Annotated in this window: 20 protein-coding genes; 11 read left to right on the top strand and 9 right to left on the bottom strand. The window is 48.1% G+C overall.

Annotated elements, in window-relative coordinates; genetic code table 11:
• Positions 1 to 26: 26 nt before the first annotated feature.
• Positions 27 to 2,252: an EAL domain-containing protein gene (locus tag LG288_RS07400; RefSeq protein WP_404399523.1), complete on the bottom strand. Its 2,226-nt coding sequence runs from the start codon at positions 2,250 to 2,252 to the stop codon at positions 27 to 29.
• A 395-nt stretch (positions 2,253 to 2,647) separates the two neighbouring features.
• Between LG288_RS07400 and LG288_RS07395 the strand changes: the two genes are divergently transcribed.
• The gene (locus LG288_RS07395) at positions 2,648 to 4,606 is read left to right on the top strand and encodes a methyl-accepting chemotaxis protein (protein ID WP_404399521.1); all 1,959 of its coding nucleotides are present in this window, start codon (positions 2,648 to 2,650) and stop codon (positions 4,604 to 4,606) included.
• 90 nt (positions 4,607 to 4,696) lie between these two features.
• On the opposite strand, the gene LG288_RS07390 is transcribed toward LG288_RS07395, so the two are convergent.
• Positions 4,697 to 7,060 carry a DUF748 domain-containing protein gene (locus tag LG288_RS07390; protein WP_404399519.1) on the bottom strand — a complete coding sequence of 788 codons (2,364 nt, stop codon included), beginning with the start codon at positions 7,058 to 7,060 and terminating at the stop codon, positions 4,697 to 4,699.
• 118 nt (positions 7,061 to 7,178) lie between these two features.
• Here LG288_RS07390 and LG288_RS07385 point away from each other — a divergent pair, with 118 nt between their 5' ends.
• The 6 genes from LG288_RS07385 (at position 7,179) to LG288_RS07360 (ending at position 11,298) form a co-directional block, all read left to right on the top strand.
• Positions 7,179 to 7,418: a hypothetical protein gene (locus LG288_RS07385; RefSeq protein ID WP_404399517.1), complete on the top strand. Its 240-nt coding sequence runs from the start codon at positions 7,179 to 7,181 to the stop codon at positions 7,416 to 7,418.
• A 1-nt stretch (position 7,419) separates the two neighbouring features.
• Complete coding sequence (arfB, locus tag LG288_RS07380; RefSeq protein ID WP_404399515.1) at positions 7,420 to 7,830, top strand: alternative ribosome rescue aminoacyl-tRNA hydrolase ArfB; 411 nt, start codon at positions 7,420 to 7,422, stop codon at positions 7,828 to 7,830.
• Between the two features lie 100 nt (positions 7,831 to 7,930).
• Complete coding sequence (locus LG288_RS07375) at positions 7,931 to 8,824, top strand: aspartyl protease family protein (protein ID WP_404399513.1); 894 nt, start codon at positions 7,931 to 7,933, stop codon at positions 8,822 to 8,824.
• 50 nt (positions 8,825 to 8,874) lie between these two features.
• Positions 8,875 to 9,333, top strand: coding sequence for an ATPase (locus tag LG288_RS07370; protein ID WP_404399511.1), 459 nt, complete (start codon positions 8,875 to 8,877; stop codon positions 9,331 to 9,333).
• A gap of 30 nt (positions 9,334 to 9,363) precedes the next feature.
• Positions 9,364 to 10,611, top strand: coding sequence for an APC family permease (locus LG288_RS07365; RefSeq protein WP_404399509.1), 1,248 nt, complete (start codon positions 9,364 to 9,366; stop codon positions 10,609 to 10,611).
• Positions 10,612 to 10,623: 12 nt separating this feature from the next.
• Complete coding sequence (locus tag LG288_RS07360; protein WP_404399507.1) at positions 10,624 to 11,298, top strand: DNA-3-methyladenine glycosylase I; 675 nt, start codon at positions 10,624 to 10,626, stop codon at positions 11,296 to 11,298.
• Positions 11,299 to 11,313: 15 nt separating this feature from the next.
• Here the strand turns inward: LG288_RS07360 and LG288_RS07355 are convergent, their stop codons facing one another.
• From LG288_RS07355 to LG288_RS07345, 3 genes are all read right to left on the bottom strand, one after another.
• Positions 11,314 to 12,108 (bottom strand): NAD-dependent protein deacetylase, encoded by a 795-nt coding sequence (locus tag LG288_RS07355; protein ID WP_404399505.1) that lies wholly within the window; start codon positions 12,106 to 12,108, stop codon positions 11,314 to 11,316.
• A 39-nt stretch (positions 12,109 to 12,147) separates the two neighbouring features.
• Complete coding sequence (locus tag LG288_RS07350) at positions 12,148 to 12,342, bottom strand: hypothetical protein (RefSeq protein WP_404399504.1); 195 nt, start codon at positions 12,340 to 12,342, stop codon at positions 12,148 to 12,150.
• A gap of 91 nt (positions 12,343 to 12,433) precedes the next feature.
• Positions 12,434 to 13,816, bottom strand: a complete 1,383-nt coding sequence (locus LG288_RS07345; protein ID WP_404399502.1) for a M24 family metallopeptidase — start codon at positions 13,814 to 13,816, stop codon at positions 12,434 to 12,436.
• Positions 13,817 to 13,951: 135 nt separating this feature from the next.
• Here LG288_RS07345 and LG288_RS07340 point away from each other — a divergent pair, with 135 nt between their 5' ends.
• Complete coding sequence (locus LG288_RS07340; RefSeq protein WP_404399501.1) at positions 13,952 to 15,847, top strand: diguanylate cyclase; 1,896 nt, start codon at positions 13,952 to 13,954, stop codon at positions 15,845 to 15,847.
• A gap of 90 nt (positions 15,848 to 15,937) precedes the next feature.
• Complete coding sequence (locus LG288_RS07335) at positions 15,938 to 16,534, top strand: DUF502 domain-containing protein (protein WP_404399500.1); 597 nt, start codon at positions 15,938 to 15,940, stop codon at positions 16,532 to 16,534.
• Positions 16,535 to 16,542: 8 nt separating this feature from the next.
• Here LG288_RS07335 and LG288_RS07330 read toward each other — a convergent pair whose 3' ends face one another.
• From LG288_RS07330 to LG288_RS07315, 4 genes are read right to left on the bottom strand one after another with little or no spacing between them, the layout of a single operon-like run.
• Positions 16,543 to 16,851 carry a DUF3240 family protein gene (locus tag LG288_RS07330; RefSeq protein ID WP_404399499.1) on the bottom strand — a complete coding sequence of 103 codons (309 nt, stop codon included), beginning with the start codon at positions 16,849 to 16,851 and terminating at the stop codon, positions 16,543 to 16,545.
• Positions 16,844 to 19,909, bottom strand: coding sequence for an efflux RND transporter permease subunit (locus tag LG288_RS07325; protein ID WP_404399498.1), 3,066 nt, complete (start codon positions 19,907 to 19,909; stop codon positions 16,844 to 16,846). The genes LG288_RS07330 and LG288_RS07325 overlap by 8 nt, the downstream gene beginning before the upstream one ends.
• Before the next feature lie 2 nt (positions 19,910 to 19,911).
• On the bottom strand, positions 19,912 to 20,928 hold the full coding sequence (locus LG288_RS07320) for a hypothetical protein (protein ID WP_404399497.1): 1,017 nt from the start codon (positions 20,926 to 20,928) through the stop codon (positions 19,912 to 19,914).
• Entirely contained in the window at positions 20,925 to 22,124 is a 1,200-nt protein-coding gene (locus LG288_RS07315; RefSeq protein ID WP_404399496.1) for a TolC family protein, read from the bottom strand. The genes LG288_RS07320 and LG288_RS07315 overlap by 4 nt, the downstream gene beginning before the upstream one ends.
• A gap of 133 nt (positions 22,125 to 22,257) precedes the next feature.
• Here LG288_RS07315 and pyp point away from each other — a divergent pair, with 133 nt between their 5' ends.
• Entirely contained in the window at positions 22,258 to 22,635 is a 378-nt protein-coding gene (gene pyp / locus LG288_RS07310) for a photoactive yellow protein (protein ID WP_404399495.1), read from the top strand.
• Positions 22,635 to 23,876, top strand: coding sequence for an AMP-binding protein (locus LG288_RS07305; RefSeq protein ID WP_404399493.1), 1,242 nt, complete (start codon positions 22,635 to 22,637; stop codon positions 23,874 to 23,876). The genes pyp and LG288_RS07305 overlap by 1 nt, the downstream gene beginning before the upstream one ends.
• Positions 23,877 to 23,891: the final 15 nt, after the last annotated feature.

The raw sequence follows: 23,891 nt of genomic DNA, 5'->3' as shown, positions 1-23,891 counted from the left end.
GCCTTGCCTTTTCTAAACGCCCACAGTTAATTGCTGTCACCGGGGTTGTTAATCGCCGTCAAAAAACGATTTAGTTGCTCTTCCGGCATCGGTCTGGCGATGTAGAAGCCCTGAATACGGTCACAGCCTAACTCGATAAGTTTATTTAAAGTTTGCTGGTCTTCGACTCCTTCGGCTACTGTTTTTAGGCCCAGGTCACGGGCCAGGGTGATGGTTGATTCAACAATGGTCAAACTTCTGCGGCTGTTACAGATAGCTCTAACAAATACCTGGTCCAGTTTAATTTCTTCCACTGATAGTTCATTCAAATAATACAGTGACGAGTAGCCAGTACCAAAATCATCAACGGCGCAACCAATGCCCATCGAGGCAAGGCTAAAGATGACTTCTTTGGCATAAGAAGACTCTTCGATCAAGCCGCTTTCCGTAATCTCGAACAGTAACTGAGATGGATTGATATCGGTGATCGCATTGCGGACAAACGGCAGAAATTGGTCATCCAGCAAATCGTGACAACTGATGTTCACGCTCAGTGTTAGCGATTTTTGCGCATCCCCCATGGCGTCCTGCTGTATTTTTTTAACGGCTTGCTCAATAACCCAGCAAGTTAACTGTTTAATGCCTCCGGACTGTTCCAGTAGAGGAATGAATTTATTAGGGGGGACAAGCCCCAGTGTGGGGTGCTGCCAACGAATCAGGGCTTCGGCGTGTGAAATCTGTTGCCGGGTAATATCAAACTGGGGCTGGAAGTGCAGCAGAAATTGCTGGCAACCAAACCTGTGAAAATCATTCAGCAGCTGCAAATTTTGTATATCGGGCTCATCAGTATCACTGTAGATGCAATACTGGACTTTTCTTTTTTGCGCTGCGGTTAAGGCGGTGATAGCACGACGCACCAGTTCGGCGCCATCGATGTTTTCTACAGAGCAGTGAGATTGAGCGATGCCAAAGGCAAGCTGTGGTTCAATTTCTCCGGCGGCAGAAAATAAGGGTTCACGTAACGTGTCAATCACATCATCAAGCTGCGACTCCTCTTGCAGAGTTAAGGCGAACAGGCCTGAACCAAAGTGGGCGCAGGTATACTGGTCCATTGCTTTAAGGCGCTCACCAAATTTTGTAACGGTGCTATAAGCCGTTTCATAACCAAACACTGTGATTATGGGCTCAATATTAGTAATTTGTATGGTGACCAGAGTGACGGCTTCTGTTTCACCGTCAGCGCACGGCTGCAGACGAGTATCTAACTTGCCAAAAAAGGCAGTCCGGGTGTATAGGCCGGTGATGTTGTCATGCGCTGCGTTAAATTCAAGCTGTCGCTGCAAGGCTTTATTCTGCTGCAACTCGGTGCGCAATGCGGCCGTCTTCTGGCGGACTTTGTAACGTAGCGTTACGGACCAGTAAAGTGCGACAAGCGCCAGTAGGATCAGTGGAGCGATAAACCAAAGCGCATTGAGTAGGGTGTTCCGGATGCCGTGGGTGTCAGGTTCAAGTAAGTGTTCCCAGCGTTTATAGATGGTTTCGTACTGCCCGTTAACAATAATAGTGGCCAGTTTATTATTCAGTTGATTAAGTAAGGCGTCGTTGCCTTTTTTTACGCCAAAAGCATAGGGTTGAGGCCAAAATTGTATTCCCGCAGAAGTGACGGCTAAATCGTATCGGTTGATGAGTTGGTCCGAGGTGATATTGACTTCGATGCAGGCATCAGCTGCGTGGTTGTCGACTTTACGCAGGCAGTCAAGCTCGTCAGATGCGATAAGCAGGGTTAGATCAAGGTTCAGTGAGCGCAACTTACTTTCGGCGAAAGCCCGCTCAGCGACCGCGACGGTTTGCCCGGTAAGTTGTGACAACTGGGTGTATTCTGGGCCGTCGACGTGCGAAAAAATGCCATGGCTGACATAGTGTATAGGCTGTGTAAAGCTAAAAGAGTCACTTCGGTCATCCGATGGAATTAAGGCAACCGCATCGGCTTTGCCATCGAGAACAGCATCGAGGGCAGCTCTCCAGGTGGACAGCTGAAACTCGATATTCGTGTTATCGGTTTTAGCCATGGCACGCTGCAAATCGCTAATAAAGCCCTGTACCTTGCCTTTTTCATCCAGCCATTCAAACGGCGGGTAATATTCCGACCCCGCATACAAGATAGTATTGTCCTGCAGGGTAGGCTCTGAGTCCGACCGAGTGCTCGCTGAGTCCGGCACAAACGCCACCGCTGTCACAACGATAAGACCAACTGCATACGAGAGCGATCTCATCTTTAAATACCTACTTGTTAAAAAGTTGTTTCGCTACCAAGCTTCGTAGTATTTCCTCTGTTCGTCAAGGTAACCGAAAACGCTGCTTCCGGCGCAGGCAGTCTTTTTGTGTCCGGAGGTTACTGTCTGAGGTTAACAATAATGTACGTATAATTACGTAATTTAGCGACTGAAAATGACCACTCTCTAGTCTTTTATTTACTCTGCAGGCCCCGTATACCTTGAGAACTACGACTCTTAGCAAACAAAAACAACGCTAAATTTACCGATTGCTCCTAAAAACCGTTGTGGGTATAAGTATTCAAACGGTCAACCCCATTATATGCATCAGCACACCTGCAAGGGCGTGTTTCATTTTAGCCGGCTTTGCTCGGGTTTATTTAAGGAAAAAATCAGTGAGTCACCTTTTAAATCGTCTGACGATGCGAATGCGCATTATTTTGGGCTCTGCGGCGCTGTTTGTTGTTACATTAATACTGGCAGTTATCGCTATATTTGCGCTTAACGAAGTTATCGATCGCACCGATAAAGCTGATGACGCAAATCGAATTGTGAAATATGTCCTTGAATTGCGCGGTGAAGAACAAGATTACTTATCTAGTGGCAAGGCCTCAGATGCCGAGAAAGTGCTCAATCTAATCGAGACAATTAGCGGTCAAATCGAGGAAACAAGTCAACAATTTGAAAATGCTCAAAATGAGGCGTTGTTAACCAGCCTTTCTCGAGACCTAACTGCCTATCAAAAAAACTTTGGCCGCTACCTGCAGCTTGATCAACAGGCAGCAGAGCAGCAGTTGTTAATGGAACAGGCAGCCCGAGTTTCAGACGAGGTTCTGGAAGATTTCCGCGAACAGCAAAAGCAGCAAGTTCGGGTTTTGCTTAATAACGGTGCAGCGGCTGCTGATGTTCTTGAAGAGCTGCGTGAGGCAGATGCGGCCAATCGCTTAATTAAATATTTACTGGAAGCGCGCCGTTATGAAAAGGATGTTCAGCTTAAACCGGAAAGTTCAGCTGTTAAACAAGTCCGGGACGAGCTGGAGGCCGCTCTGATACTGGTAGCCGATATGGCTGCGCAAGCAGAGCGAGAGTCCAGCAAACAGATAGCCTCTGAGGTAAGACAAGAATTTTCCGACTATCGCGATGCTTTCCTCCAATTTGTCGAGGCTCAAGCTGAGCAAAAGGATTTGCACGAGCTGTTACTGCAGCAGGTTCGTGAACTTGAAAATGAAGCCGAGAACCTTCGTGCAGACCAGAAAAAAGAACTGCTTGCTACTACCGACAGGGCGAACCTGATTATCTTCGGATTTTTGCTTATTTCGGCAATTTTAGCGGCGTTTATTTCGTGGATGCTGGTGCGCGCTGTAATAGCGCCTCTGCGGGAGGCGACGCTTGCGATGCAGGATATCGCCGAGGGGGAGGGCGATCTTACCCGTCGGCTTCCTGTAAAAGGCAATCATGAAATTGCCGATTTGGGGCGCGCTTTTAACGCATTTGCAGAACGTATGCGCCGCTCAATAGCGACTGTAGCCAGCAGCGCTGCCAATCTTTCTGCCGCCAGTGAAGAATTGTCAGCTACAGCAGAGCAATCAAGTTCAGCGATAACCGAACAGCGACAACAAACTGATTCACTGGCAACCGCCATGAATGAAATGAGTGCGACAACCCAAGATGTGTCGGCAAATATCAGCAGTACCAGTGAAGCGGCTGATCAGGCCAAGGCCCAGGCCGACAGTGGAGCACAGGTTGTGTCGCGGACTGTAGAACAAATTCACGGAGTCGCCGCTAAAATTGAGCAAGCCGGAATTACCATTGATGAACTTGCTCAGCGTGCCGAGGGTGTCACCGCAGTACTTGATGTTATCAGTGGTATTGCTGATCAAACCAACCTGTTGGCTCTCAACGCAGCGATTGAGGCGGCCCGCGCCGGGCAGGAAGGTCGTGGTTTTGCTGTGGTTGCCGATGAGGTTCGAACTCTGGCCGGGCGAACTCAGACATCGGCTCAAGAAATCGCTACGATAATCGAGCAATTACAGGCGAGCGCCCGCCAATCAGTTGAGGTGATGAACCTGTGCCGCAAAGATACCGAGCAGGCGACTAAGCTGGGTAATGAGTCGGGCCGGGCGCTGTCTTCAATCACATCGTCGGTTGCTACTATCCTTGAGCTAAGTACACAAATTGCCAGTGCCGCAGAACAACAAAGTATGACCAGCGAAGAAATGAATGCTAATACCCAGTCTATTCATGACATGTCGAGTCAGAATGCCACGGCTATTGAACAGACTTCAGAAACAACCAGGGAGCTGGCTCGGATGGCCTCTGAACTGCAGTCAATGGTAGAAACATTTAAAGTGTAAGAATGTCAGTAGCCGTTAAAAAAGCATAATAACTTCGCAATTAGTAGCGAGAATGATACCAGGCCCGTTTAATGGATTGGCGGGTCATGGCTAACCCGCTTTAATTCCAATCTCCATGGCAATGCGTTCACTTTCTCCTGGCTTGGCTTCTACAGGTTCACTAATTTCTATCCGTTGCGCTGACACGCCGCTTGCCGCATCTTTGTTGGCCAGTGCGTCACGAACCGCTTCAGCGCGATCGTTGGCAACGGCTTTAAGTTCTGCGATGGAAACGGTTTGCGCGGCTATAATTTGTTCCGCCAGGTAGTTACGATAAGAGAGTGCATCCAGTTCGTCTTCATCAGTTGACTCTGGAGCCTTCTTGGTGAAGTAATCTTTTAAATCAGTCAGGCTCTTATCCGGATAATACGTAGTGAACATTGTCTCAATAATATCCTGATTTTGCTCTGCCGTTAGGCTTGGCTCCTCAACCTGGCGTTCCTCTGCGGTAAGTTTTTTCTGCAGTGCCTGAGTCGCTTTTTTGCGCTTAAGTCGCGGTTTATCGAAGTCGGGATTATAAGGTCCGGCAAGCTCAAGTTGCAGTTGCGGACGTTGGTTAAGTGCTTCTTTCAGCTTGTTAATACGTTCGCGTTGTGGAGGGAGCAAATCACTGCGTCCGGCCAAAAATTCAATTTTGCCGAGATCCTCTGACTCTGCACCGACAAGGCTTGCAAGAAAACTGAAGGGCGCTGTAACGACGGAAGAAATAGCGTTGCCTATGGCCTGCTGAATAACTTGGCTCAGGTCAAATTGCGGATTACCCACATTACCGGTTACCGGCACAGTTAAATCAATCACCCCGTCACTGTCCTGTAGCAGAGCTATCGCAAGATCCAATGGCAAGTCCATGGCATCGCTGGAAGCCATTTTTTCCCCCAGCTTTAAATCATGCAGCAAAAGGTTGTTCTGGCCGTCAAGCTGGTTATCGTCGATGGCGTAGTCCAAATCAAGATCCATGCTGCCGCCGGCGATTTTGCGACCGGCAAAGTTTACGGTATAAGGCGAGTAATCGGGTATTTTTAGGTTACGAAACCTTAGCTGGATTTTGGTTTGCCGGGTTGGATGCCAGGCATTGACGACCCCCTCTGCTGTCGCCAGGCCGTAATCCGCAACATCACCTTCCAGCGTTACCCGTGCCGGCTCCGCGGAGGCTGAGCTTAAGGTCGACACCTCGCCGTTTAGTTTGTGAATACGAGTTGAAAATGGCAAGGGTAGCGAGTTGTCGGTAAACTGCACAGTTCCGTCGCTTAGTGTAATGCGCTCAACTGCGATTTTAAAAGGCGCGTCCTGGTCGTCACCCGACCGCTTGTTGTTGTTTGTTTTTTCATCTTTTGCATCGGTACGCGGCTGCACCATCAGTTTACCAAAGTTGGTGGTCTTGTCGGCCAGTATAATGACTTCCCCGGCCAAGCCTTCTATTTGGACCGGGTCAACTTCAAGCCGCTTATCCGCCAGGTTCAGTTCGATGGCGTCGGTCTGGAGGCGTTTCCAGCCGATAAGTGCCTCGTCTTCAGAGCCTTCTGTAATGCTCAGGGTTTCAATGCGGCCGGCGCCCCGGAACTGGAAGGGTTGGTTAGTATTGGTACTTATCTGACCGTTTACACTGAGTGCGCCACTGTCTATCTGCACCTTTGCGAACTGCTGCAAATAGGGTTCTGCCTGCTGTAAGACAAGATCACTGATGCTGGTACTGGCCTTAAGAGAAAGCGAGGGCAAAATTCGCGCTTCGCCCTCAAGCGTTAAGTTACCGCCTTGGGCTAATTGTCCATTAAACTTAAGGGGAAAGAATTTTTCCTCAGGCAGCAGAAAATTTTCCACTGATAAGCGGATATTTTCGAGCACCAGCGAGGTTTGCTCAGGGTTATCAGAGGCATCTGAGCTGGTCAGGTTGTCAGTGAAGCGCAGTTTAGCATTATCTACCAGCAGTTGATTGATACGCACAGCTGGTAACGCTGCAGATTTACTGGAGCCGGCATCTGTCGGCGAGCTGGATTCAGCGATGATTTTGGATAGGCGGGTTTCGCCGGAAACAAAGCGCTCTTCGTGAATGAGTGGGTTGTCAAGCCGGATCGTTTTAAAGGTCCAGGCCTGATTAGTGATGCTTGACCAGGCAAAATCTACGAACAGACGCTCCCAGCTCAGTAATGGCTGCCCATCGGTATCTTTAAGTTCGAATCCGTCGATACGCAGTGTCAGTGTGAAAGGGTTGGCCTGCACTGACTTTATGCTGAGCTCGCGGTCAAAATCTTTCTCAGCGGTATCTTCTGCCACGTACTGAACAGCCCATGGCAGGCCGAAAAAGCCCAGCAGGGTGTAAAGGATAACCAACACTACCAGCCAGAACCGGATCCTGCGTGGAGACACCCATTTTGTTCGTAAGTAATGACCTAACGAGTTAAGTGACGCACTGTGCATAGACCGGCCTTTATTCGAGTGGACATTACTGCATAGTGTAGACGCAAATTGAAGTGGCTGCTATGAGGCTTAAAACAGTGCTAAACTGCAACCCAGGATTAACGACAGAGAGCCCCTTATGAGTGAACAAGAAGTTATTCAAAGTAAACATACGCAGCAATACAGTGCCGGCGGAAAAACCGTGGACATCGACATTTATCGTACCGAAGACAGTGGCTGGATCTTAGAAATTGTTGATGAAAATAATAATTCAACTCTTTGGGAAGATTATTTTGAAAAAGAAGAAGAGGCACTGGCTGAAGCCCTGGATGCCTTAAAAGAAGAAGGAATCGACAGTTTTATCGGACCTGCCGAGTAATATGATTAAAGTGTCACAACGGGTTGAAATTGCCGAATCGGAAATAGAGTGGCAGTTTATTCGCTCCAGTGGCGCCGGTGGCCAGAATGTCAATAAAGTGGCTACCGCGGCGCAACTGATTTTTGATATTAACGCTTCTTCGCTGCCGGATTTTTATAAACAGCGGTTGCTGAAAAAAGCCGACCACCGGATTACGCAAAGTGGCAAAGTGATCATTAAATCTCAGGAAACTCGCAGTCAGGTGCGTAACCGAGAGTTGGCTCTGGAGCAGCTGATTGATCTTATCCGCAGTGTCGGCCAGGTACAAAAAAAGCGGATTCCAACCAAACCAAGCCGTTCGGCTAAAGAAAAGCGACTGACCGGCAAAAAACAGTTGGGGCAGAAAAAAGCGCTACGGAAAAAAGACTTTTAAGGGTTTTTAACGAAAATCCTTGTCAAAAATACAATGCTAGTTTCTTTGTTGGTAAAATGTTAATTTTTGTAAAACCATCGAATCCAACAAGGAGTTAGGTTTGCGCGTTATTTTTGGAGCTTTGTTACTTTTCCTGACCGTTTCCAGCCGCGCTGGTGTTACTGAATGGATACCGTTTGAATTAGATAGCGGTCACGTCAAAATAACGGTTAGCGTTAACGGTGTTAAAGGCCGGGCAATTATTGACTCCGGCTCCCAGCTCAATGTTATTAACGAAGTATTTTTAAAAAAACATGAGTTGGATTATGACATTTCAACTTTCATGAACGTCAAAGGTGTCCATCAAAAATCGCGGCGACCCGTTTATGAGGGTATTCCGGTTAAGCTCTTTGACTCGGATATGACACTCGATTTGGTTGGCGCGAGCTTCAGCAACTCCAGTAATGCCTTAATTATTGGCGCTCCACTGCTGCGTAATTTTATTGTTCAATTCGATTACCCTAATAAACAGCTGCGACTTGCAACGCGAGATGCTCTTAACCTTGATGATGTGGCGAACCTTCCGATGCGGGCGCAGAAGGGCTCAGGCACACCGCTGATTCAGGTTACCCTTAATGACGAAAAAGATGTCTGGATGATTCTTGATACCGGCAATAGCGGTGGTGTTTACATTAAGCGAGGTTTGGCAGCTCGTCAGGGCTGGCTTGATGATTATGCTCTTACTCAGACCTGGTCACGGGGCGTTAACGGCTTTGCCAATACCGACAGCTTTAAGCTGCCATCGGTTATTTTTGGACCTTTTAAGGTAAAAGATATCAGCACTGCGGTTCCTATGGACGGCGCCGAAGCCGATTTTGGTGAGCGCTATAAAATTAAGCACAGCCGGATCCGTGGGGTTGAGGTCGAAGGCTTACTGGGCTATGGCGTACTTAAACATTTTGTTGTTACGCTGGATTATCGAAGCGGTAAAGGCCACGCAGAATTACCGCAGTAAAATTTCTGCTAAACTTAATGTTGTAGCTCACACTGACAAGGAGTAATTGGATGCGAGTTGAGACTATTGAAGATGTACTTAAGTGGACAGCTTTATTTCATCAAAACTTAAAAAACCGCCTGAACAAGGCATCAGAACAAAATGATCAGGAGCGGGCGCGGATGTTTCTGGACTATCTGGCCGACCACGAAAGTACTTTAGAATGTCAGATAAGAGAGTTTATCAAGCGCTCTGATGAAAAAGCTCTTAGTACGCTGGTCTACGACTACCTCGATAACCACTCGATTTTAGAACACGGCCACTCGGACTCCCCTTTTAAAGAGCAGAGTCTGGAGTATATCACCGGCGAAACAGTTGATCTTCACGAACAAGTACTTGAACTTTACTCGCATTTGTATGGTCGGGTGGATACTGATTCTGCAGAGGAGCTACTGACGGAAGTCAGAGACCTTGAAGAAAACGAGATAAAAAGGATGGTTCAGACAGGCAATCGCGCTTCAGACCTATAATAACAGTCACCGGCAGAGGACGTTAACGCTGTGCATGACTCTGATAATAACAGTAGCCAACAGTCGCAGTTGCAGCGCTCAATAGGTTTTGGGCTGCTGGTTTTTTATGGCATGGGGACTATGGTAGGAGCCGGCTTTTATGCGCTTTCAGGTAAAGTTGCCGGTATCGCTGGCTTATATGCACCGATAGCATTTTTATTAGCTGGCTTGTTAGCCTTGTTCAGTGCTCTGGCTTTTGCCGAACTTTCGTCACGTTTGCCTTTCGCCGGTGGCTCTGCCCGTTATGTGGAAAAAGCGTTCGGGCGCCGCTGGTTATCAGCTTTAGTAGGGTGGTTAATCATTGCCACGGGGCTGATTTCGTCGGCAACTCTGATGGTCGCCACTGTTGACTTTCTGAGCGATTTTTGGGAATTGCCGACAAAGCTCGCAACTCTGGGGGTAACCTTACTGGTTGGAGCAATTGCGGCCTGGGGTGTAAAGCAAGCCGTTGGCACAGTTGTTCTGATAAGCCTGATCCAAATTGGAACGCTGATTTACATCATTGTAGCCAGTCTTAGCATGCCAGAAACCCCGTCTTATGAGTGGGGGCAGTTTATTCCGGCAATGGAAACCAGTGTCTGGTTAAGTATTTTGACCGCATCAGTACTGGCTTTTTATGCTTTCATTGGTTTCGAGGATATGGTCAACATGGCTGAAGAAGTCCATGATGTGCGCCGTACCATGCCAAAAGCCTTAATTGCCAGTCTACTGTTAACCGCTTTACTTTATGTGGCCGTTAGCACAGCACTGGTTTTGGCAATTCCTCCGGACACCCTGGCGGATGCCAATACGCCTTTGGCTGAGCCTGTGCGGCACCACGGTGAATGGGCGGTCGGTCTAATCAGCGTGGTAAGTATTTTGTCGGTCATCAACAGCGCCCTGGTGCAAGTTGTTATGGCTGCCCGGGTTGCATATGGTATGGCTAACAGAGGCTATGCACCAACCATTTTAGGTCGGGTCAGTAGTGTAACAAAAACCCCCTGGGTGGGGACTTTACTTTCAACGGCTGTGGTGGCTTTGTTAGCGGTTTCGTTTCAACTGACCGAACTGGCTAATGCGACCAGCGTCGTGTTGCTGTCAGTTTTTGCGTTCGTTAATTTCAGTTTATGGTGGTTAAAGGGTAATCCTGATGAAAGTGAGCCTCAGGGTCACTTTATACTGCCGCGCTGGGTACCATTAGTGGGGGCTTTTGTATCAATTGGAACCCTGATATTTAAAGCAGCACAAAGTTTTTCCTGACAAGGTAATGCAATGACCACGGTTGATTTTTCGGTATTTTATCAGCGGGCGTGCGAGCGCAAAGGCGGCGAGTCGGCGATGTTAGCACTCATGCCCAGGGTGGCATCTGATGAGGAGCTGGCACAAATACCTGATGATCGGGTGCTGTCACTGTTTACGCGCTGCGTTTTTCGGGCAGGATTTGTCTGGCAGATTATTGACCGCAAGTGGCCTTCATTTGAAGAAGCTTTTAAGGGCTTTGTTCCTTTTTACTGGCAACAGGTGCCGCCGGAGGTTTTGGAAGACTTAGCTCAAGACCCTCGTATTGTGCGTAACTTTCAAAAAATAATGACGGTGCCGGTCAACGCCAGAATGATCGTAGAAGTAGCTGACGAGTATGGCAGTTTTGGCCGGTTTCTTGCCCAGTGGCCTGGCAGCCAACAAGCAGATTTGCTTATTTATTTAAAGAAGCATGGGGCGCGGCTTGGTGGTAATACCTCGCAGTATGCTCTGCGGGCGCTGGGTTGGGATGGCTTTGTATTATCCAGCGATGTCATTACTGCACTGACAAATTATAAGCTCTTGGATGCATCAGTCACCAGTAAAAAAGGACTGAATCAGGTGCAGGCAGCCATTAATCACTGGCATCAACAGACGGGCTTACCTCGTAGCCATATTTCCAGGATTCTTTCTTATAGCGTGGGATAGTTTTTCCGTTGTTTGCTAAAGCACAGCACTGATATCCACATCCAGTTTTATCGTGGCGAGGTCATCGGCGCGTGTTTTACCGCGGGTCAGCAGGGCGATCGGCTGGCCTTTTGCGTGCGCCTGGCGAGCAAAGCGATAGCCGGAAAAGACCATCAATGAAGAACCGATAACCAACAAGCCACTGCTGCTGTCCAGTGCTTGTTTAGCTTCGGCCACTCGAGTCTTGGGTACGGTATCGCCAAAATAAACAACATCAGGCTTTAAAATACCACCACAGTTTAAGCAATCAGCAATAACAAACTGGTCAAAGTCAGCTTCAATATCAGCATCGCCATCGGGAAGAGGAGCCGCGGCCATGTCGGCAAATTGGGGATTGAGTGCCAGGCAACGCTCGTGCATATCCAGTCGCGGCGACTTTGCACCGCAGCTCATACAGATCATTTCATTGGCATAACCGTGCAGATTGATAACGTCAGTGGCGCCTGCTTTTTGGTGCAAGCCGTCAACATTCTGAGTAATGATGGTACCGATTTCGCCAGCGCCTTGCATTTGTGCCAGCGCATAATGTGCTTTATTAGGCTGTGCATGATAAAGCACTGGCCAACCGTGCAGTGCACGAGCCCAGTAACGCTTGCGTAGCTGCTCATCTTGCATAAAATCACGGTGCTGAACGGGAGGAGAAATTTTCCAGTTACCCTGACTGTCACGGTAGTCGGGAATGCCCGAGGCGGTGCTTAGGCCCGCCCCGGTGAGTACTGTTACAGGATGGTTTTGTTTAAGAAATTGGCGGAGCTGTTGTTGCTCCTGCACGATACTGCTAGCGCTAATGAGGCACTCCTGTTGGCTTTCTTACAAGCGTTTCCAGCGTGAAAAGGCAATGAAATACAGTAGCACAATATTGGCAATTGGTACCAGAATTAGTAAGCCCAGGGGACCCGGATAGCCGATTCGCTGACAGATTCGCCAAGTGGGAATGACCAGCAATAAGCCAATGAACAACATCCATAGAAAGCCCATGCCGGCAAACATTTCGTGACCCATCATAATAAGCTCCTTATTTAATGTGGCTAGGTTATAAGGTAGACACGCCAGTTTAAAGTTGCAAATTTTGGCGTCAGTTGTGCCGTTAGCCTGGTCACCTAATCAGGTGCCACTGTGTCTGTCTACCCGCTGCATAAATAACCTCACTGCCGTCAAAGTATGCGGTTTGTTCCAACATGATCTGTACTGTTTGGTTATCCCACTCGGGCAGTACCTGTTTAATGTTGCCTTCAATGGCGTAGGCGGTGTCCGGGTATAACAGCCAGTCTCCTTTAATCTTTGTCGACCCCTGGTTATCCCACATACCGATGGTTGGTCCCGGAGCATGCCCAAAAAAACCAATGGGATGAGTGTAAGTACTGCTGTCAATATTGGCTTGCTGGCTGGCGCTTCGCGTGGCGGCCAGAATTTCATTACCACTGCGGCCGGTAATAAACTCCTGAGTCAACAAATCCTGCCATTTATTGCCTGTTCGTAAGGCATTTTTTAAGCCATCAGGAGCACTTTGTTCGTTAAGCTTTAACACGTAAGCCATTTCTTGCGTATCGGTACACTGGCTCAGATAACAAATACCCACGTCCGTGTGTAAAACATCACCACGTTTTATCAGGCCTTTACCTGCACTGCAAAACGGCATGTCCTCAGTGCATTGGTTGCCGGCGCGTTGAAAGGTTACGTAGGGCATAAACCAGGCATCTAATCCGAGCTCCTCAAAACGTTGGCGTATATACCAGGCAACATCATCAGTGGTTGTTGCATCGGGGGTAATAGTGCTGGCACTAAAAGCTTCAGCAATAACGCCACGGGCCAGCGACACCGCGGTGCTTAAAATGCTTAACTCGCTTTGGGTCCGGGTTTCCAGCCAGCGCACCACGAGTTGCTCTGCCGGCTGTAAACGCTCGACATAGCGATCAGGTAATGCAGCGGTTAGCCGATCGTACAGGCCCTTTGTCAGACCGTCAGCCTCGGGCCAGTGGGTTGATTGGTTAATACCAATGGTGTCAGGCTTTTTTTCTTCGATCAGCTGAGCCAATGCCTGCCACTGGGCGTCAATGTCTCCGCCAGACCAATAAGACTGATACGGATCGCCAAACGGGTATGTATTAACCGACAGCTTTTCCACGCTTCCATCCTCAAGGCGATTAAATACCAGCATGGTTGTGCGACGGGCAGCAAAGGTGGGTTGTGGTACCAAGGAAAAGTAAACTGGATCTTCTGCGTATTCGCGGTTAATGACCAGCCACATATCCAGCTTTGCCTGCTGCATAAGATCGGGTAGCAAATGTTCTAATCGTTCATTTAAAAGCCGGTTCTGAGGAGCAACCCGCTGACGGTGAGGCAACACCTGAAACTGACTGGCCGATTTAATGCGGGAACCCTGTGCCGGCTCTGCGGAGGCAATATTAGCGGTCAGTGAAAAGAAAAAAGTAAGCAGCGCCGGACCAAGAAGCGCAGTTTTTTTGGCAAAGTTTTGCACGGCATAGACCTTAACATTTTTTTAAAATTAACGAATAATAATCATGCGGCAATTATTCTGGTTAATCAATCAGCTAACTTGCGGTATGCTGTAATTATCCTATCTTCTGACCCTTATCATGCTACCGGAAACTCCATGGAACGGCGCAAACGACAAAGACGACTGCATCATCGGCAACGCTTAACAACGGCATTGCTTACAAAAATAAGTCTTGCGGCTATATCAATTGTTGTTGTCGCCTCGGCCGCCACTTTTCTGACCACCTATGAAAACGCCAAGCAACGAGTCATTGAGGTTTTACAGCAAGATCTGTCGCCGACCCTGACAAGAAATCAGCAACTTTTTAATCGTATTGAACAACACGGCGAAATTCTGACGCGGCAGTTTATTTCGCGTTATCAGCTGCTGCATGACAAACCATCGAGCGTGGAAAAGTTTAATAACTGGTACCAGCAAACATCGGATGGGGTGTTTCGGTTAAAACCGGAATTTGATCAGGGCGTCGAAGTTAATGGTCATTACTTTCAGCACCTGTCGGCGTTCCTGGGGCCCCGTGACGAACCCATAAGTCAGGAATTGAAAGGGCGTACCATCGCAGCACAAATGACCCTGGATGCTCTGGCTCCGGCCTGGCAAAACGAAGTGGCCAATACTCATTTTTCAATGCCCGAAAATATCTTAATCGTATATTCTCAAAGCCACCCCTGGGGCCTGTTGGCTGATAAAGGGCTGATTATTACCGATTATTCCGTGGTTAAGTCCACATTACTTAGTGAAAACCCAGACCGGGAGCCTAACTGGACCGGGCTTTACCACGATATTTCGGCCGGTCTCTGGACCATCACCTATCAGCGCCCTGTTGATTTGAATGGCCGACATCTGGTGAATGCCAGTTTTGATGTCAATTTAGATCAGCTGCTCAGCGATTTAACCGAGAAAAAACGGCCCAATTCGGAGCACATGGTGCTTAATCAGCAAGGGGCACTAATTGCAGCTTCAAATTTATCCACCAGTGATATGACTGACCATAATACCTTAGTACCGGAAAATTATGATGAACCCCTGTATCAAGCCGTTAGTCAGATTATTGGTGAGGGTAAGTTAACACAGACCCCGAGAGTGTTAGAATCAAGCCTTCCTGAACATGTCGCCATTATTAATAAAATTAAAGGCCCTAACTGGTGGTACGTAACTCTTTATCCGCAAAGTGAAATAAAAAAACAAGCACTGGTATTGCCGGTTAAGCTGGTTGCAGCCGGGATTGGTTTAGTGTTATTGATTTTGTTAATCGTTTATTGGCTGATCAATCAGGAAGTCTCGAAACCTTTGCGTGTGGTAGCGAAAGTTGCCTCCATGATGGGGCAGCGTAATTATCAGGATGTGCTGGATAATCAGCCGGCCAATATCAAAGCAAAAGGAGAAGTAAGACAAGCTCTTACAGCCTTCAAACACATGGCCGGTCGATTTATCGCCGCGCAACAGGAGCTTGAACGTCAGGTTGAGACCCGTACGGCTGAACTGGCTGCCGCTAACAGGCAACTGGACGCTTTAGCCCATCTGGATGGGTTAACAGGGTTATTTAACCGTCGCGCGTTTGATCGTGATTTGCTGGCAGCGACCAAAGAATCCAGGGGCGATTATCTGATGCTGTCCGATATCGATGAATTTAAACCCTATAATGATAATTACGGTCATGATGCTGGTGATCAAGCATTGAAAAAAATCGCCGCTTGTTTACAACAAAAGACACCACTTAAAGTTTACCGCTATGGTGGTGAAGAACTCGCCATTATTTTACCGGCAGCCAGCGCCGCTGAACTTGAGCAGCAGCTTAATGCGCTGCGCGAGGCGGTTGCGCAACTGGGTATTGAACATCAATATAAACAAGCGGCAAACTCCGTTTTAACCATCAGTATCGGGGCTGCGCCTATTCGCCCAGGAGAAGCGCCTGCCGAGGCTATTCGCCGTGCAGATAAACAGCTTTATAAGGCAAAACATAAAGGCCGTAATGCTGTGGTTTTCGAGTTCTGAAGCTGTACTAAAAAGAGTAAATTCCATGCATTTCTCGTTAACCAGTGCTAGGTTCAGGCTTTATGCCGTAAATAAAATGAGAACGTTGCGATGAAAACCATTATTCAGTCGATGCTGAAAGGCTTTGCCATTTTACTCCCGATCATTGTTACGATATTTCTTGTGCAGTGGCTACTGGTCACCATTGAGGCCTGGTTAAGTCCGATCTGGCTGGCTATCTTAGGTGAAACTTATTACTTCCCCGGCCTGGCCTTTATCAGTTTTTTATTCATCGCGGCATTAATTGGCTACAGTGCCCGCTGGCGCATGATTAACTGGGTCTGGCAATTACCGGGGATTTTCATGAATAAACTGCCGTTACTGCGCAGTTTGTACGGCACCGTCAATGATATTTTCGAAATGATGTCCGGTAAGGACTTTGCTGATGAGTCGGTGGTAATGGTGACTTTACCGGGAACGAATACCCGGGTTATTGGTATCGTCACCAAAACAGGCGGTAATAAAAATGATCGTTTTTCGAAAATACTTGGTGATGATCAAGTCGCTGTTTTTTTACCCATGAGCTACATGGTCGGCGGTTATATGGTGATTGTCCCGCGCGACTGTACTCAGTCCCTGGATATGAAGCCGGCTGATGCCCTGCAGCTGACTATCAGTGCAGGGCTTGGTAAAAGCCGGGTTGATTAGCGAACGCCCTAATTGGCTTCTATACAGCCCTGTTCAGACAATTCAGTAACGTAATAACGCAGCGGCTCATTAAAGTTGAGTTTTTTCAGAGAGGCTTTAATCTCTGTAAAGGTTTTGTCGTTACAAATGACTTCGGCGCTGTACATCGAGCGCGAGCCTCTGATCTGTTCGTCAAGGTCAAAGCGATCCTGGCGGTGACTAAAACCTTCAATCGCATAAAGGGTAAAGCCACTAAGGTTATCGACTTGCATGAGAGCATCAACAATGTCAGGACGCTGTTCACCGGTGAAGTACAATTTAATCAGTCGTTCAGACATGGGTGGTCCTTCTGTGGGCAATAAGGTATAGCAACGGTAACAGTATCAACGTAGCCAGGGTGGCGGTAACCAGGCCGCCGATAACCACAATGGCCAGAGGTTTTTGTATTTCTGAGCCCGGGCCGGCCGCCATTAGCAGTGGTAATAAACCAAAAATAGCTGTGACAGCAGTAATGAGCACGGGGCGTAAGCGGTCGACAGCGCCTTGATAAACCAGCTCGTGCAAGTTCTTAAAGTGAATCTTAGTTTGCTCGAAGTGACTTATCATCACCACACCATTAAGTATCGCGACTCCCATTAAGGCAATAAACCCGACCGAGGCGGGTACTGACATATAAGCGCCGCTGATCCATAACGCAATAGCTCCGCCACTTAGCGCAAACGGAATGTTAGTTAACACCATTAGCGTTAAGCTAAAAGAACCCAGTGATGAGAAGAGCAAAATAACGATCAGTAGCAGGGCGACAGGGATAACCGTCAATAGGTTTGCGCTTGCGCGCGCCTGATTTTCAAATTCACCGCCGTATTCAACAAAGTAGCCAGCATCAAGCTGGATGTTTTCGGTTACCCGAGTCTCTAATTCCTCGACAAAACCAACGATATCGCGATTTTCAACATTACTGGTAATCAGTGCATAGCGATTACCATTTTCACGCTCAATAATCGCCGGGCCGGTGCTGGTGGTCACCGTTGCAAGTTCTGCCAGGGCAATGGCGTTGCCGGTATCAGTAACCAGAGTCATTTGACGCAAAGTTTGCAAGGCGTGGTAACGACTGTCGCTATCGAGACTGGCAATAGTGATAGGCGTCCGTACTCTTCCTTCAATGGCTTTATCGGTAGTAAAACCGGACAGTTGCGAAGCGACAAATTCGGTCAGTTGTGATTTACTCACGCCATAATAAGCCATTTTTTGCATGTCAGGAACGATGTCAATAAACTCACCACCGGTTATCACGCTAGCCTGCACGTCAACACTGCCCTTTATTTTTTCAGCCTGAACGACGATACGATTAGCAAACTCAGACAGACGGCTAATATTGTCACCAAACACTTTGATGCTCACCGCGCCGGTACTACCGGTGAGCATTTCAGAAATCCTCATTTGTATTGGCTGTGTAAAATTAATTTTCATGCCCGGGTATTCACTGACCACTTCGCGGATAGCGGAAATTAACGCGTCTTTACTGTCGAACCGCCACTCGGAGCGAGGCTTAAGCTCCATAAAGACATCGGTTTCGTTCAGACCCATAGGATCCAGTCCTAGCTCATCAGAGCCGGTGCGGGCCACGATTTGTTCGATTTCAGGTACCTGCTGCAGTAATTTTTTTTCAACTTGTTTGTCCAGATTGATCGATTCCTGCAAGGAAACAGTCGGTGCCTTTTCCAGTTGTACGATAATGTCGCCTTCATCCATGGTCGGCATAAAGGTTTTTCCGGCCATAACAAAGCTCAAAATACTCAGCAAAAATAGGCTACTGAAAGCTAAAAAAACGAACGATTTATGTTGGCTGGCAGAAGCCAGTAAGCGGCGGTAACCGCGCTGCATTTTAGCCAGCGCCGGGTTATTGCGTTGTTTCGGCTTAATTAACAGCGACGCCAGTGCCGGTACCAGAGTCAGCGCAATCAGTAAGGCTGCCGTAATGGCAATAACTATTGTTAAAGCGACCGGGGAGAACAGTTTACCCTCGAGCCCAGTTAAGGTTAGCAAGGGTAAAAAGACCAGAATAATAACCAGTGTGCCAGTGACAACGGATGGGGCTACAGACTGACAAGAACGAAAAATAATATGCAACAGGGGTAACTTATGATTTTTCGTGAGCTGACTTTCGATTTTTTCGGTCAGTACGACAGAGGAATCAACAATCATACCAATGGCAATCACTAATCCGCCGAGGCTCATGAGATTAGCTGAAAGTCCCAGTAGCTGTAGACTGATAAAGGTCATCAGGGCAGCGACAGGAATCGATAGTGATACCAGAATCGATGCGCGAAAATTACGCAAAAAGAAAATTAACACACCGATAACTAAAACTACCGACTGCATAAGTGCAGTAGAGATAGATTCAATTGCCGTATCGATCAGCTTTTTTCGATTATAAAATACGTTAAGCTCGGTCCCCTGAGGCAGACTGGGTTGCAGCTGGGTCAGCTTTTCCTGGACCGACTGGACAACAGCAGCTGCATTTGCGCCGCGTAGCCCCACAACTAAACCTTCAACTGCTTCTTTACCGTCTTTTGTAATAGCACCAAAACGTGGTAAGTAACTGATGCTGACGTCACCGAGCTGTCGTAAATAATAAACCTGGTTCTGATCGTTACTTACGCTAAGTTGCTTTAGATCGTTAAGGTTAACAATACGACCACTAACCCGCGCGCTGAAGGTTTCACTACCGATAACTACACGCCCCAGATTGCCGACCCGGTTAGCGTCGTCGAGGGCTGTTTTAATATTTGTTAGCGAAAGCCGGGCTTCGGCGAGCTTCTGCGGATCTGGACTGAATTCAAAGGTTCTGACTTTGCCCCCCAGGTTAGTGACGTCTGCAACACCTTCGACTGTTCGTAATGCAGGCCTGATGACCCAGTCAAGTAAGTGCCGTTTTTCGGTTAAACTTAGGGCCTCGTTTTCGATGGTAAACATGAACATTTCGCTCAGCGGCGTGCTCATGGGCGCCATTCCGCCTTCAATAGAGGCGGGAAACTGGTCCTGCACAGCGGCAAGTTTTTCAGCGACTTGCTGCCTGGCCCAGTAAATATCGGTACCTTCTTCAAAATCCAGAGTGATAGAGGTGATACCGTACTTTGTTGTTGAGCGCAAAATGCTTTGCTGTGGAATACCCAGCAATTCGGTTTCCAGCGGATGAGTGACTTGATTTTCGACCCGTTCAGCAGACATGCCGGGAGCGCGCAGTATGATGCTGACCTGAGTCGGAGAAATTTCCGGGAAAGCATCAACTGGCAAGGTTCGCAGCGACTGAATACCGAGGCCAATTAGCAGGCCAAAAAGGACAAAAATGAATAGCCGGTTCTTTAACGAGAAAGCCAGAACTTTGCTTACCATGGTTACTGCTCCCCGTCGCTATAGATACCTTTGAGCGCCCCAATCGACTCGGTTACAAGCTGACCATCAAACGCTTGTTGCGGTACTACGACATAAAAGTCCGAGTGTTGAGCAACGATGTCTACGGCAACCGGTCTGAATTCATCATTGCGGGCGATAAATACCGTTGGCTGGCCCGCGAGTGAGGTGAGAGCACCGGCCGGTATATGAAGCGCGCCTTCAATTGTTATGCTGGGTTGTACAGAGAGAATTTGATTAATCTGCCAGCTGTCATCATAGGCAGGCTCACTCCACAGTGTCACTAATCCATTCTGTGCGTTTTTGTCGCGAAAACTAACAGCGTATTGCTTATCAGAAAGGGTCAGAGCGACCACATGGTCAACGAGTTGCTGGGGTACCCGGGCGCCGATACGAAGACTGTTTTTTGGCAAAACAGTACCGAGCACACCGGGTTCGTCCGCAAGCTGCCAGATACCATCGGCTGGCATCGTGAATGCGGCACGATCCTCGCCCATTTGTTGAAAGCGCTCAGCGACCACTTGAGTTTCGTGATATTGATCAGCGAGCTTTAAAAAGTCTGCCAGCGTCTGTTGCCATTGTTCCGCGGAAATTGCGTTGTCTTTGAACAGCTGCTGGTTACTCTGATAGCGCTGCTCAGCAACCTGAAACTCTTGTTCAATAATGTTCAGCCGATGATAAAAATGACTCACGGAAGGCCCACTAATAGTGGCAACCTGAGTACCTTTATCTAAATACTGGCTGTTACCCACCAGCACATCAATTTTCGAATGTTCAAAGGGGTGAGCAATTGTTAGAGGACTACCAGGGGCAAAAGTCCAACGGCCAATAACAGGGGCCAGTGTCACAGCCTCTGCTGGCCGAGCATCAGAAAGACCCAGCTGATAGTTCTTTAATTGCTCGGCAGCTATGGTGTCTGCCGCAATTGTGACCCCGGAGCCGAGAAAAAATAGCACAGTCAAACAATTGAAAAAAACAGCTAACGGCTTCGCGGGTGTCATAATGTTGTTCCTTTTGCTTGGTTTAACTGGGCGCGTGCAGACTCTAGCTCAATTTCAGCGATCTGATATTGATAACGGTATTGCCATTGCTCGATCAAACGGTCAATAAATCGGCGCGTTGTGATTTGCTGACTCTCGTGCAGTTGTTGCAACTGATTGATAGCCTGATTACTTAATACTTTTGTCTGCTCAGTTAATTTGAGTTGTTGGCGGGCTTGTTGAACCTGGCCGATGCGGTGTTGCACCTCTGCCTGCAAGTTAAGCTGTTGTTGTTGAAGGGCGGTCAGGATTTTTTGCTGCTGGCTTTTTAGCGCCTGAGAAGATAGGGCAGACAATGAACCAGAAAACGACAAGGGAATGGAAACACCAATACCAAGCTGATTGTCACTGCTATTTACGCTTTCATTTTTTTTGAAGCCGGCGGAAACCGTCCAGCTTTTGCTTTGTTCAGCTTCATTCTCAGCTTCTGCTGTCGCGATTTGCCATTGCAGCTGAAGGAGCATTAATTGTGGATGCTGCGTTATTGATAATGGCTCATTCTCCGGTTCGGCGAGAGTTTCCGGTAACCGCTTTTGACCTGTAATCTGCTGCCACTGTCGAGTCAGAGTCTGCAGACTTAACTGCTGCTGTTGTATTTTTGCCTGGTAAGTCAGCACCCGCTGCTGGATTAAAATGCGGTCAAAACCAGTTGCATTTTGAGCCTGAAGCCTGCGTTCTGTCTGCTGTTCAAGTTGTTTGAGCTGAGCAACGATGTCCCGATAAAATGTCAGTGTGGCTTGAGTGCGGCGGAAACGCCAGAAGTGGTCGCGTAAAAAGGCTGAAATTTGCAGCTGCAGCTGTTGCTGTTCAATTTGTTTTAATCGGGCACTGAGCGAATTAAAGCGGCTAATCAGTTGTCGTTGTGTGGGGGTGAGTAAGCTTAACTCCAAAGTAACTTCTGTCTCATCGGTACCCCCGGGATCGCTATCAGACTGCCATCGCATGATTGATAAGCTAGGTTCGTCAGCCAACCACTGGCGACTGGCAAAGTGATTAGCAGCAGGCAGCGCAGAAGAGGATTCGGATAAATGCTGCTGTGTCGATTTGAGTAATGGATGACTGCCGGGATCGGCGGCAACCACAGGCTGAACCAAAAGCGCGGTAACGACGATAAATCCTGTTACTAAGTGCTTTGGATGTGGGGGCTTAAACAACATCGGTAACTCCTTTCGTCAATCTACAAATAAGCATACCGAGGTTGTATAAAATTACCATTGATTTGCGAAAAGAACTGATCTAGGTTGGTTGTAGTGTCGAAAGAATCAAGTTAACAACCAAGTGGAGAAAACTATGGAAATGGTGAAGTTCGGGTCTGACGATATCGAAAATCAATTAGCGAATATGGACGACTCACAGCTGGATAACGTGGCGTTTGGCGCAATTCAGCTGGACAGCAATGGTAAGATATTGCAGTACAATTCAGCCGAAGGGGATATCACTGGGCGTGATCCCTCCGAAGTGGTTGGTAAAAACTTCTTTACAGATGTTGCCCCTTGTACCAATAGTTCTGAGTTTAAGGGTAAATTTGACGAAGGAGTAAAAAGTGGTGAGCTCAATACCATGTTTGAATACACCTTTGATTACCAAATGAAGCCAACGAAAGTTAAAGTTCACATGAAAAAGGCCCTCTCAGATGATAGCTACTGGGTGTTTGTAAAACGCCTGTAATGCCTGCACTGACAGCACCCTCGATTGTAAGCGTCATCGGCGCCTTAATCGCCGATGAGCTTAATCGCCTGCCGAACCAATCGGCTCAGTATGACCCTCACTATTTAACCGGGCGCCAGTGGTCCGCTGACACCATTATTACCACAGAGAATAAGGCCCGGGGGCAAGGGGATGAAATTATCCTTGATTCCTTTGACTGGATGTCAGTTGCCGGGCGGGTTGTCGAGTTTTTTCAGCTGCACAGCAGTGGTCTGGAAGACTACTTGCTTCGCGCTTCAACTTTGGGTGAGTGGGCGGAGGTGATAATGGCCAGCCGTGAGCAGGCCAGCCAGGATATTAGATTCAGCTCATCTGGCTCTACCGGCAAACCTAAAAAGCTGACTCACAGTTTTACCGCTCTTGTGTCTGAAGCCGAGTTTTTTGCCGAACTTATACAGCAGCAGGGTCTGCATCCTAAGCGCTTTATCAGCGTAGTGCCGGCGCACCATATTTATGGCTTTATCTTCTCGATTTTACTGCCCCAGCAACTGGGCGTTAAGGTTGTAAGAGGTCTGCGAGCCTTTACCCTGACTCAGGGGCAGCAGTTGCAGCCCTATGATGCGGTTATCGGCTTTCCCGGCTGGTATCAGCAGTTAGCGCAGCGGCGGGTCACTTTTCCGGAGCATACCTTCGCAATTAATTCGGCAGGACCGGCTTCGCAAAACGTGCTTGAGACACTGCAAAATCAGGGTCTGGAGGCAGTTTTAGAAGTATACGGCAGCTCAGAAACGGCTGGCTTAGGTTACCGGATGCAGCGTAATGGCTGGTATCAATTACTGCCGCGTTGGCAGCGGTATACCGAACAGCAGTTATTAGACACTGATAGTAACCAACATGTTGCGCTGCCCGACAAAGTCGAATGGCGCGATGAGTCTTGCTTTAAACCGCTTAAAAGAGTGGACCAGGCGGTACAGGTTAATGGTCATAATGTATATCCGCTGCGCGTTGCCCGCATCATTGAGCAGCATCCACAGATAAAGTCTGCACGGGTAAGGTTGCTGTCGGATAGTGATCAGGGACTGAAGGCGCTGCTAGTGCTTGAGCAGGGCTCTGAACCGAAACTGACAGAACCATTATTGGCTGAATTGCCAGGTTGGCTCAGCGTTAAATTACAGTCTTATGAAATACCCAAACGTTTCAGTGTTGCTGACCAGGTGCCGGTTAATGAAATCGGTAAAGAGCAGGACTGGGACGTTGAATAACACCATTTAGGGCCT

The sequence above is a fragment of the Idiomarina seosinensis genome, assembly GCF_044797955.1.
Classification (GTDB): domain Bacteria; phylum Pseudomonadota; class Gammaproteobacteria; order Enterobacterales; family Alteromonadaceae; genus Idiomarina; species Idiomarina seosinensis_A.
The sequence above is the reverse complement of the archived record's forward strand: the minus strand, read 5'-3'. Positions and strand labels throughout refer to the sequence as shown.